Annotated in this window: 11 protein-coding genes; all 11 read right to left on the bottom strand. The window is 42.1% G+C overall.

From position 1 onward, the window contains the following. Positions 1-262: 262 nt before the first annotated feature. Entirely contained in the window at positions 263-844 is a 582-nt protein-coding gene (locus tag ID165_RS01045; RefSeq protein ID WP_192348557.1) for a Crp/Fnr family transcriptional regulator, read from the bottom strand. 452 nt (positions 845-1296) lie between these two features. Beyond that, positions 1297-1881: a TetR/AcrR family transcriptional regulator gene (locus ID165_RS01040; protein ID WP_192348556.1), complete on the bottom strand. Its 585-nt coding sequence runs from the start codon at positions 1879-1881 to the stop codon at positions 1297-1299. Positions 1882-1964: 83 nt separating this feature from the next. Then, positions 1965-2720, bottom strand: coding sequence for an SDR family NAD(P)-dependent oxidoreductase (locus tag ID165_RS01035; protein WP_192348555.1), 756 nt, complete (start codon positions 2718-2720; stop codon positions 1965-1967). A 368-nt stretch (positions 2721-3088) separates the two neighbouring features. Then, positions 3089-3274 (bottom strand): methyltransferase domain-containing protein, encoded by a 186-nt coding sequence (locus ID165_RS26985; protein WP_192348554.1) that lies wholly within the window; start codon positions 3272-3274, stop codon positions 3089-3091. Positions 3275-3282: 8 nt separating this feature from the next. Further along, on the bottom strand, positions 3283-3612 hold the full coding sequence (locus tag ID165_RS01025) for a hypothetical protein (protein WP_225586933.1): 330 nt from the start codon (positions 3610-3612) through the stop codon (positions 3283-3285). Positions 3613-3630: 18 nt separating this feature from the next. After that, on the bottom strand, positions 3631-6027 hold the full coding sequence (locus tag ID165_RS01020; protein WP_192348552.1) for an outer membrane beta-barrel family protein: 2397 nt from the start codon (positions 6025-6027) through the stop codon (positions 3631-3633). A 360-nt stretch (positions 6028-6387) separates the two neighbouring features. Next, entirely contained in the window at positions 6388-8055 is a 1668-nt protein-coding gene (locus ID165_RS01015; RefSeq protein WP_192348551.1) for a PepSY domain-containing protein, read from the bottom strand. 15 nt (positions 8056-8070) lie between these two features. Further along, positions 8071-8352, bottom strand: a complete 282-nt coding sequence (locus tag ID165_RS01010; RefSeq protein ID WP_192348550.1) for a hypothetical protein — start codon at positions 8350-8352, stop codon at positions 8071-8073. A 9-nt stretch (positions 8353-8361) separates the two neighbouring features. Continuing rightward, entirely contained in the window at positions 8362-8697 is a 336-nt protein-coding gene (locus tag ID165_RS01005) for a hypothetical protein (RefSeq protein ID WP_192348549.1), read from the bottom strand. Positions 8698-8729: 32 nt separating this feature from the next. Beyond that, positions 8730-9950, bottom strand: coding sequence for a hypothetical protein (locus ID165_RS01000; RefSeq protein ID WP_192348548.1), 1221 nt, complete (start codon positions 9948-9950; stop codon positions 8730-8732). A gap of 15 nt (positions 9951-9965) precedes the next feature. Next, positions 9966-12371: a TonB-dependent receptor gene (locus tag ID165_RS00995; RefSeq protein ID WP_192348547.1), complete on the bottom strand. Its 2406-nt coding sequence runs from the start codon at positions 12369-12371 to the stop codon at positions 9966-9968. Positions 12372-12376: the final 5 nt, after the last annotated feature.

The raw sequence follows: 12376 nt of genomic DNA, 5'->3' as shown, positions 1-12376 counted from the left end.
ATTCACTGAAAATTTTGCGGCAATCCCTTACAATGCATGGCTTCTCAGGGAACTCAGAAAGAGATTCTCAGATAATACTATTCTACAGAGAAGTTTAATCTATCTCAAGCAAACTAACTTACTAGAAAACAAGGTTTTGGGCTTTTGTCATTCTCAGAATCAATTCTGATTACTTTAAACAAAAATGCAACAAATGAAAAGAAAAAACGATGATAAATGTCGACAAAAACGAAGAAAAAAAACACTAAAAAGATAGTACGACTTATTTATTAAGATATTTTTTACGAACTCGACTGAGCGTGTCTTTTGAAATCCCAAGATAAGAGGCAATGACATGCTGAGGGAACCGCTGCATAAAATAGGGATGGCGCTCAACGAAGTCCGCAAAGCGATTTTCCGCGGTAAGGCTAATCGACGAGGTTATTCTTTTCTGTGCAGCAATATTGTTTCGCTCATCAAGTTTCAATATAAACTCATTGAAAACCGGACATTCCCTACATAATTTTAATGTGTTTTCCCTTGAAATAAGAAGCAGTTCACAGTCTTCCCAAGCATCTATATTGTACATACTAGGTACAGATGTAACGAAACTTTCCCGATCACCCGCCCACCAATTTTCTATATATAAATCTACGACATGATCTATACCTTTTTCATCTATAAAATATTTACGCATAGCACCTTTCACTATAAAGGCCATATTCTGAAAAATCTCACCTTGTAAAAACAAATGCTGTCTTCTTTTTAACTTTTTATATATAAAATGACTAAGAATATATTCAAATTCACTATCTGAAATTAAAGTTGAAGTATATCTATTAAAGTAATTATGTAGCGATTTCATGAAAATAAAATGAGCTAAATCCTGTTAATAATAATTTCTATAGACATTTTTGTAAAGCTGTTATGGGAAACAGCGCATCAATTTGGAAAGATTCAGTGCCACTGTACTTAGTGCATGTCCCAAACTAACCTCTGTAGATCCACTTAATGTGAGGTCAGCATTTTTTTCAGTTACGGCCCGACTGCCCTTCACACCACTAGGAGTTTTTTTGCAGTTTAAGTCATGCCGAAAGCATTTGGAGAATTCCATGATGCTTTGTCCGCAAAAACGTCTATTTGTCCCGTCTTGAATAAATGAATATATGAATTTAAACGGGCAGCACTATTTTTTATGTGATTTAATGCCTTTTTGGGAAGTTTCCCAGCTGCTCCCTCACACGATACATATCCAGATGAAGGTAAACACCAAGAGTTCTCATTGATTGAAAGTAAAGATGAACTATATTTTAAGAGTTAAACCCGCAAGGTTGACATACAAACATTGACAATATCCTCAAACATATCTTTATCCGCATCAAACTTTACCGTGACCCGCAAACCGTTCAATGAATTAAAAACAAACCTTGCCAGAGAGCGGGCAGGATATTTAGTCGTAAAAATGCCTTTATCCTGACCATTTTTAATGACACTGCACAAAGCCTCCTCAGTATCATGCATAATAGAATTGGAAATGGCTGCAATTTCCGAATCAACGGGAGCCAATTCAACGGCCGAATTTACCACAAAGCATCCCTTGGAACTGTTATAGCCGATCGCTTCATCTTTGACTGATTCAAAAAATAACCTGATGTAGGCCTCTACATCTTCTACTGCGTTATATGAATTGATGACAGGATCAACTCTCTCTTTGCGGTATTGCTGTAAAGCTTTTACAAAAAGAGAATGTTTATCACCAAAAGTGTCGTATAAACTGGATCGGCTAATACCCAAACTGTCCACCAAATCCTGTGCGGAAGTGGCATTATAGCCTTTTTCCCAGAACAATTTCATTGCTCTATCCAATACCTCCTGCTCATCAAATACTTTTGTCCTGGCCATAAAATAAGATCTTTGTAGGGAAGTGAACTTCCCTACAAAGATACTGAATTCAGGAACGAATGTTCCGTTTTTAGGCAAATTTTTTATATCCGAACAGCGTTGACAGAAGCACCACTATCAATGGCGTGTTCGACACCTGAAATAAACGAAGCATCATCTGAAGAAAGGAATGTGATAAGCTTGGCTACTTCTTCAGGTTTACCAAACCGTTTGAAGGGCATAATTTTTTCTTTCAGGAAGTTGTGAACTTCCTCGCTTCCCAATTCGCCTCTGTAAATCATATCCGTTTCCGTCATGGCAGGTGCTACTGTGTTTACCCTGATTTTTCTGCCGGCCAATTCTACTGCTGCAGATTTGCTGTAAGCCGTCAGCGCTGCTTTACTTGCGGAATAAATACTGGTTCCAGTGGCATAGCTATAAGCACTGACAGAAGTCACATGAATGATTGAGGCTCCGTCATTAAGAATCGGAATGAACTTCTCCGTAGTAAATACCGCACCTTTAAAGTTTATATCCGAAATCGTGTCGAAAACCTCTTCGGTAAGCTGCCCTACAGGTTCTTGAAGTGCCACCCCTGCATTGACAATCAACAGATCTACTTTGCCGTAAATTGACTTGACCTGGGACGCCAAATTCTCAGTGTCGGCAAGACTTGTAACATCTGCACGTATTCCTATTGCATCGCTGCCTAATTTTGCCACCGCTTCATCAATAGTTTTTTGATTACGGCCTGTGATCACCACTTTGGCTCCTTGCGCAATAAATTCTACGGCAGTAGCATACCCAATTCCCGAATTTCCACCTGTAATTACTGCGACTTTGTTCTTTAGTTTACTCATGTTCTACTTATTTAAATTTTATAACGGAATGAATGTTCCACAAATATACAATTAACGGAACGAATGTTCCAAATAAAAGTTCTGATTTCTGTGAAAAGCTTTCAGCGGCATTTTCACCAATAAATTTTATGCATATATGCCATGATGCGCATACTGGAATTATGTCTGGCATCCTGTCTCTACTAAGCCCAGACACAAAGGAAGGATAGGAGGGGTAACTCAAGCATCCCCCTTCCCCGGTTCAGCAGGTTCCTAAATCACTGCAGGAATCTCATCTTGGTGTCTCCCGCTAAACCCTCAGGATTTATAAGTGATTTTCATTCCGAATTCAGAAAGAGGCCAATGTCACTGTGGACAAGGGGAATGAATTAGGTTAATAAAAAAACAAAGTCTGTAAAGGGTAGTTTTTTCATAAAATCCCTACCTGCAAACGCAACCACCAATCGGCCATCAGGCTTTAAAACCCGATAAATCTCCCTAGCCAATACAACAGGGTCTGACCAAAAATAAATGGCGTTTACAGTGAAAACTTTATCGAATGCCTCTGAATCCATGGGAATATTCAATCCGTCATAAGTTTCAAAAGTGTGTTCGTTGCAAAGGATTGGCTATTGTTCAACTCAGCCATTTCCTTCATAGTTTCGGATATTTCCAGGCCAGTATAGCAAATATCTGCTGCCAGATCCATCAAACATGGTATGTGTGCTCCGCTGCCATGGCCTATTTCCAAGATACTATCTCCATCCTTAACTTCCATAAGCGCAATGGCACGTTGAATCATGTAAAAGTTCTTTTCATGCATTTCCGCTCCAAGCTCAACTCCCCTTTTACCTGTCGGATTTCTCAATTGCGAGGCAATCGTTTTCATTTCTCGTATATATCTGGATTTCATATTCTTAAGCAGTTAAAATCAAAATGCTTTCTGTCCGGAAAACTCCATAGCGTCCCCCTTACCAAATCCGAAACTCACGCCGAGAGTAACAAATCTCCCGTCCTTTTCCCAGGAGTAGTTCGTAAATTCAGGCTGGAAGGTATTCACTTCATAAATTCTGGAAGCAAAGACATCCCGAACACTCAAGTTCACGATAGCTCTACCCTTCATCAGTTTCTTCCTTATTCCCAAGTCTGCGAATACATTTTGTGATACTGTCCCCTGTAATGTCTGCCGTCTGGAATTAAAATGGCCGATAAGCTCAAGACTGATGTCCGCAGGCAGGTTAAACTTTGAGGTAATCCGTGAGGTCCATTGGTCAGCATGGAAATCAAAAACCGATTCTTCAAAAGTGCCGAACTTCCGTATCCAGCCAAAATTGAAATCCCCGTTCACCGAAATCCAGTTATTGGGCATGTATTTGGCATTGAATTCCAATCCGCCTGACTTGCTGGTGCCAATATTTGTAGGCATGGTGGTCGCCACATTATCCTGAAATGTGGTGATATTCTCCACCGAATTAGTGGTATACCGATAATACAGGGATCCGTTTACAGAAAAAGCACCGAAATCATAAATACTTGTCAGCTCCAGCGCATCGGTATATTCCGGCTGTAATTCCGGGTTGCCGGAGTAGATATTGAAGTTGTTCTGAATACTGAAAAAAGGGTTCAGGCTCCAGACAGAGGGACGTAATATTCTGCGGGAATAACCCAACTGAAGGGATAGATCAGAATGTAACTTGTATGAGCCGTGAATACTCGGAAATAAATCAATATATGCCTGGGAGTTACTCTGGCCGGTAGTGGCCAGTTGCGTATCCACGGTCGTACTTTCCAATCTTAATCCTCCCTTGATTCCCAGCTTCTCCAATTCGTAAGATCCCGTGGTATATACGCCAATCACCTTTTGCTTATAGTCAAATAAATTGCTGAGATCAGGGTCTATAATCCAAACCCCATCTATTAAATCATTAACAGCATACTCATTGGAAACCGAAGTCAGGACATACTGTGCTCCTGCCTCCCAAGTAGCTTTGGAAGATAGCGGATTGGTATAATCAGCTTTAAATGTATATTCATTCTGCGTATTGTCGGAAAGGGTTTCCTGCTTCGTACTGCCTGTTTCTCCACTGGTATATTCATTGGAATAGTTTGACACCTGATCCTTTGCAAAGTAGTCGCTGGTGGCACTGACTATTAGGCTGTGTTCTTTTGATTCGGAATCTGAATCAGAGAAGATTTTGCTCTTGAAGAGATTCTTGTAAATAGCCTCATACTGCCATTTGGGATTGGGAGCCTCAGTCAACTCAGTTCTCTTCCATTCAGATAGGGTTTGCCCGTTCGGGCTTAGGTGCTTAAAATGGGTTTTGGAATCACCCTCTTCACTTTCAAAGGCATATCTGCCGGAAATTGAAAGCGTGCTATTATTCGAAATCCTGTAATCCCCTCCCAGGTTGATGGTATAGTACCGTTCGTGCATTTCACTTTTGCCGGTACTGAGAATAGAACTCATTTCAGCCAGATCTTTATTTTCAGTCTCATACTCTTCCGGGAAGGTTCTGTGTCCTATCCCAATCTGGGTGAACAGATTAAGTCTTTCAGTCCTGCGATTCAGACTGAAACCCAAGCTATGGTTATTCGGAACCCCGGTATTTAACGTTACAGATCCGTTGACACCCTGTCTCTGGTCTTTTTTGATCACTATATTGATGATTCCGGAAGTCCCCTCCGCTTCATATTTCGCAGATGGGTTGGTAATAACCTCGATCCGCTCAATCATATCTGCCGTCAAAGTTCCCAGTGTATTTCCCTGGGCAAGCACTGAGGGCTTTCCGTTGATCAGCACACGGACTCCTGAGCTTCCTCTTAGGCTGATTTCACCTTTGATATTGACATAGACAGAAGGAACGTTATTGAGCACATCCAACGCACTTGCCCCTGTACTAACCAAGTCATTCCCCACATGGAAAACACGCTTGTCAAGCTCATAATGGGTTTGCGATTTCTCAGCCCGGATAACCACCTCATCCAAACCCCGGCTTTCCTCCTCCAAATGAAAAACGCCTAGGTCTGACCCCATATTCACCAATGAAACCGGGTGCCTTAGGGTGGAAAATCCTATAAAACTGATTTCCAAAACCACGGAGTCCAATGTGCTCTGCAGCTCAAAATGACCTTTGGCATTCGAAGTAGTTCCCGCTTCCATAAGGCTGGAGTCCACCGAAAGAAGCTTAATTGTAGCAAATTCCAAAGGAGCCTCCGAACCTCTTACCAAGACCTTGCCCTCATACATTTTTGGGCTAGTCTGGGCAACAACTCCACTCCATTCACAAGTTAAATAGAAGGTCACCAAAATCAATAATCTGGTAGTCATATGATGCAAGAGTGTAAATATTTATTTAGATTAATTATAAATAACAATATTACAACTGAAAATTTAAATGATCAAGGCTATTCTGCAAAATGTGAGATTCGTTTGAATTTTGAAGAGCTTCCCCTTACGTTCATCTAATCAGTATGTTTCTCACTATTTCCGTTAGAAAAAGTAAGCAAACAACTAAGCCAGAGTCAACTGGGATTAGACCAAATCCATGACAAAAACCGAGGTTTAATTACTGTACGCCGACATATCTACCTCGTGGAGTGTTAACCAAAGTCTTTCAGCTTTATCCAGCACTTTTTACACTTTACATATCGCTGGTTTCAGATCTGCTATTGCGCTGGGAATAAAATTCTAGATTAGGCTTCCCGACTTTACCATTTCCTTTTCAGCAATTTTGGAAGGCTTGGAAAAACCCGGAGAGTCCCCTCTCCCCGTTTCTCTTTTCCCTCCAAGTCTCAAACCAATCAACAGGGTAAGGCCGCCACAAAGCAACCAGGTAATATCTACAAAGAATGAACTGGAATACCCAAGTGTGAAGGATTTCCAGAACCATAAACCGGAATGAAAACCATTAAATACCGGGATCAATACGCCGATTGAACCGGCAATCAACAGTGAGTTCCGGTTGATTTTGAAGTTGTCTTTAATCAGGAAGGAATAGGCGGTATATCCGATCCAGAAAACTAGGAACAACCAGCTGATCCACTCAAACCGGTGTTCCATTTCTGTCGGAAATGTTTTGGTCAGCAGAAACATCACAGCAATCGCCGGGTAAAGTCCAAGACAGGAACCCAGATAGATAGCTCCCACATTCTGCGTAAACCGGGCTCGATGGGAATAGGCCTTACTACTGCGGGCAGAAAGCCAAACCATCACTCCTGAGACAATAACTACACAGGTCAGCAAAGCCACAAGGAAGTACAAAATCTTTACGATGATTCCTCCGAAATTGCCAAAGTGAATAATATGGATAAAGTCCCAGGATGCTGCCGCATAAGGAGGAGAAGTATCTGTTGGTTTATATTCCACCAGCTTCCCATCTGCAAGGCGATAGATGAATTTGGCATAGTTGAAAAAACCGTCCTTCTTGTGTGTTCCGATTAAAATTTCCACATGTGCATTCTGATCATGGTAATTGTGGACTTCCGTATACACATCTTTAACCTCACCCTGCGAAAATTCCGCCAGGGCCCTTCTTACCTGCTCATTGATTGAAATTTTTTCTGGGCTATAGCCCCCTATCGGAATTTTACCCTTCATAAAAGACGGGTATAGGTCATTGTATAAAGCCTGCTCGTCACCTTGATAGACAATTTCCGAAAATGGCCCTGCAAATAATATCAAAAGACAAAATATAGCCCCGGTAATGGCATACATAACCTGAAAGGGAAGTCCTATCACTCCCAACGCTGCATGGGCATCAGTCCAGAGGTTTTTAAGAGAGCCCTTGATCCGAAACGTAAAAAAGTTTGATCCAATTTTTTTCCAGTGGACAATCACACCAGTGATGGTGGCAAATAGAAAGAAAACAGATACCAAACCTGCCAGATATATTCCATAAGTGGGTATCTGATCGAAAAAGTGGAGTTCGTATAAGAAGTTCCCCAGGGAATTGTGCTGTTCTTCGCTTTCGGCTAGACTTGAATTCTGATAGGTTTTCTCGTCCAACTGTAAGTCTAACGCTCCGCTCGCCTCCGAGTCCGGAAGTAAGTCCAGTTCGCTTTTCTTTAGGGTGCTGTCCGACAAAGCACCCGAATAAATGTTAACGTGGTTGTCGTGGTAGTACATGCTCAGAGACCTCCCATGCATGTCATATCCTGCAGCCGCGGCCTGGGCAATGGTCTGGTCATAATCCATTACCTTGACGCCTTCTTCTTTTACATTTGACTCCCACTGGTCAATGCTTTCCATAAAAAGGGAAAAGGCACCTGCAAAGAATATCACGTACAGACCTATGCTTATGACTATTCCGCTTACGGTGTGGGTGTTGAAAAACACATTGTAATTACGCTTGCTCATGGGGTTGAGAAAATTTTAACGACCTAAATAAATAGCCAATGCACTGATCAAAACAATCAAGACCATCAGACCCCAAGCTTGCCAGACTCTGGGAACCCAGTACGAAACAAGCATCAAGCCTACCCATATAATGAATACTGAATAAACTGCTGCCGTTAAGACAAGTGCTCTGTCTATCCAAATTGCCAAGGCCATATGAAAACCCACTGAAGCAAGTAATCCGCCTACTACAGCTGCTGATAGTTTGCCTAACTTGATCCAGGGGGATTGTGTAAGGTATTTTTTGTTTGCCGGCATTAGTAGATCTTATAAAAACAGAACACTCATTTCTATACCTCCGATCACTAGTACTCCAAAAGTCAGATGACCCCATTTTACTTTTCCAAAAGGTGTAAAAAGGATCATTAGACAGGACAGAAGCATCCAGAATAGCAAACCGGTAAAAATGCCGACTGCAAATCCCATTTGTCCGATATAAATGAACGTGCTTAATAAAAACGCCAACCCGCCCAAAGCACGGGTCAGCATTTTTCCGGATTTCAAAAACAACATGAGTCCTTTTGGCTCAACCTCCACCTTTTGTGCTAGGGAATACAGGCAAAAAACGGATATAAAAGAAAGGCAAATGGCTAGTGTAAACATGCTATTTAATTCAAATGGTAAAAAGGAAAATATCAGAAGTTTTTAACCAGTGCATTGACAAACACATTGCTACCATCCAGTCTAGCACCTTTCCTGAAACCGTCCGCTCCACCGCCTACGGTAATCTCATAGATATTGGCATCTCCTCCCGTAACACTTACAGGAACATAGAATTTACCGTCTTCAATACAATTTAATGAGTAAACATCCCTGTAGGTTGCTTTCGGAAGATTCAACTCAGTTACTGATTTACTGGCCAGATTGATCTCGACCAAAGTCCCCGTGTTCTGTAGGAGGTCACCCCAAGCAGGGATATCTGCCTCCTTCACAATATTGGCATATACAATGTTATTACCGGCGTACCAGGCATTCCATATCGCTATGGGCTCATTGTATTCGGCCGAAACATCCAGCACATAAGAATCATCATATTCTCCGTCTTTGATCCGTACAAAAACAGTTGGCTTTCCTGCCAATTCATCATTGCCATTCCATTGAAAACTGTTCAGGTTATACTGGTAGATGTCCCCGTTTTCCACTTTGAACGTTCCATTGGTTCTATAGCCGGCTGTGGTTCCGGCAGAAGCGGTAGAAACCAACACTTCCGGATTAGCCAATGAAGGATAGTCATACTTTACCGTAATCAGGGAATCAGACAGCTGGGTCCAATTTTCTCTATCTCCATACAAGGAACCCAAATAAATCTTGTCACCTTCGACTAGAGCATTTGTCCACAAGGCATTTTTGCCATTTACATCAGGCACATCCATTAAGCCAAAACTTTCGACTGTAAATCCCTGAAGATCAATAATTGCATAAGGTGCTTTTCCTTCCTCGTTGGGAAAGTCCATCAAAAACAAATCGCCGGTACCCGTATTGATGATATAGCGGAAGAAACCTTCCGGTACCAAAGCCGAATTGGAAATCGCATCCACCTTGACGGGGCCATTGTCTGTAAGTTCAAACTTCTCGGTCAAGGCCTCTGTGTTATTAAGGATATAGAGATATCCATCCACACTTACGGATAGATTTGCCCATCCCTCAAAACCATTTCCCACTACAGAAATATCCCCTGTCTGAATATCATCTGTCGTAAGGTAGTATCCTTCTCCATCTACGTTTGCACCCACTGTATATTTGGAATTTGCCGGTGGCGGCACCACAGGTGGCTCGTCGCTGTCGCACGCTGTGAAGGTCAATCCTGAAGCCAATAATAGACAGGAAATGGACGTTTTTAGTAGTTTGTTCATCATTGAGATCATAGATTCTTATTGTGTTATTTGATAGTTGATTTTAAAGAAGAATGCTATTCCAGGTTTTTGGAGCAGGTAATTATCGAAGACCTGCTCATTGAAGATGTTGGACACATCAAGGGCAAGTATCAGTTTTTGGGAAGGAAAAGTGTATCCTATCCCGGCATCGAAAACAAGTTGTGATGGAATGAAATTCTTGTTGTCCTGATTTCCCAGACTGGGCCACCCAAGGAAGAACCGGTGTACATAAGCTGAGTTTAAGTAGGTGAACAAGTTGGATCCTTTTTGAAATACATCCCCCATGCTGTATTCCAGCCCCGCATTTGCCATGAAATAAGGAGTGTTTCTCAGTCGGTCTCCAAATAGGATGTTGTTTCTTCCATTTTCGTCTATTTTCAGGTTGTTTCTGAGATCCAGGTAAGTTCCATTCAGGTTTACCTTCAATTTTTGGTCATAATCATATATCACATCTATTTCAGCACCTGTACCTGACACCTTGTTTATGTTTTGGTATAGGCCTTCACCCTGGCCACTGATGATTGTAAACAACAATTGGTCTTTTACATCCCTGTAAAAAGTATTCAGCGCAACTTTGACCCCATGGTTGGATCCAAGCCCGTATCTTCCCAGCACGGCTCCGATATTTGTGTTGAAACTTTGCTCCGGCTTGATCAGCGGATTATTGACTATGGTCACTCCGTCTCCCAGTGCTTCTGTTGGGTTTGGCATTCTGGTGGCTTGTTCCACGGAGGTCTTGAGCAAAAGTGTGGGGAAAACCTGATAAGATACTGCAAGCCCCCCTCCCCAGTTGGACACCTTATTCTGATAGTTGATTACTTCATATTCTGTGGTATAAACCACATCATTGATGGATGAGTTATAGGCATAGTGCTTTAAGAAAACGTTGGCATGGAGTCTATCGCCGAATTTCACAGTCTCAAGTGACAGCCCCGTAAAATGGGAACCTACATTCTGGGGCTCCAGATACGGAATTCTATAAACCGGGCTGAAAGGATCTTCTCCCGTCCGTCTGGTGCTTGTATATAAGTAATTCAGCCCCAATTGGAAATCCGATGGCAACCGGTAGGTACCATTGAATCTGTAAATTTGTGACTGATCGGTTTGGGTATATTGAGACTTTCCGTTACGCCCCATTTCCCCGCCTGAAATATTTGTTCCTATCCGGATTCCTCTCCAATCATACCGGGCAGTAGTCGTATCCACCAAGGTGCCTTCGGTGATAGAATAAGCAGCAAAAGCTGTGACATCCAATCCATCTACACCCAAGTCCTTTTTTTGATAGGATAAGCTAGGCATCAGCACCGTCTCGTTGTTGCGCATTTCACCATATACATAGGCCATGGTCTGTCCGGTTTGCACCCCCCTTTTCTGATCGGAGGCAAGTAGGGAAACAAACAATTGATCAGCCCATTTTTTATTGGTAAATCCAACATCAAACTTCACACTTGCAGTCTGAAAGTCGTCATTGAAGCGTTCTGCTGGATTTTCTTCGGTAAACTCTACCGCTTTATAACCGGTGGAAGCATCCGCATAATGAACTCCTTTTCCCCAGACCTTATAGTTGTTATCCGAGTAGGTATAAAAGGTGGACATACGGGTAGTAAGACCGGATCCGAATCTCCACTGTCCATGCAAAGCTGCCTGATGCGTATTGAATGAACCAAAAGAATAGGAAGCGGAGGCATAATTTGAAATATCTTGATTGGTCACAAGATTGATAGCCCCTCCCAAAGCATCGGACCCTAACTCTACCGGCACAACACCTTTATAAACATCTACCCGGTCAATAAGAGCAATCGGCATATTGTTGATCGAATAGGATGATCCAAAATAGTCCATGGGTATGCCATCAATAAAGAAACGGATAGCATTTCCTGACATTCCATCCAACGAATAGCTGAAATCCGATCCTGTCCCTCCCGATTTTCTTACCCGTATACCGGCTGACCTTCCCAAAACATTGTTTAGTTCAAGGCTTTGCGCTTTGATTTTCTGCGTTTCTATGGCGGATACACTGAATCCCCTTTTCTCTATTATCGTCGATTCACTTTCACCGGTAATTACTACCTCCTCCAACTGACCGTCGCTTTCATGCAGTTGTAATCTGACGGGTTCATTTCTGCCGGATACCACAGTCACAGACCGAGTGGAAGGTGAGTAGCCTAGCATGGTCGCGCTCAATTGGTAGTCACCAGGCTCAAGGCCATTGAAACTAAAATCTCCATGGTCATCAGAAAACACTACCTGACTGGATGGATTTAGATAAAGTACAACGTCCTTTAGCGGCTGATTGAGTTCATTCACTACAGTTCCCCGAAGTGTAGGTAAAAACACTTGGGAAAAAGCTGAATAAGCTGAAAGGTGAACTATAAAAATTAGCAGGAGAAGTTTCAAATTCAATTATT

This window comes from Algoriphagus sp. Y33 (assembly GCF_014838715.1).
Taxonomy (GTDB): Bacteria; Bacteroidota; Bacteroidia; order Cytophagales; family Cyclobacteriaceae; genus Algoriphagus.
The sequence above is the reverse complement of the archived record's forward strand: the minus strand, read 5'-3'. Positions and strand labels throughout refer to the sequence as shown.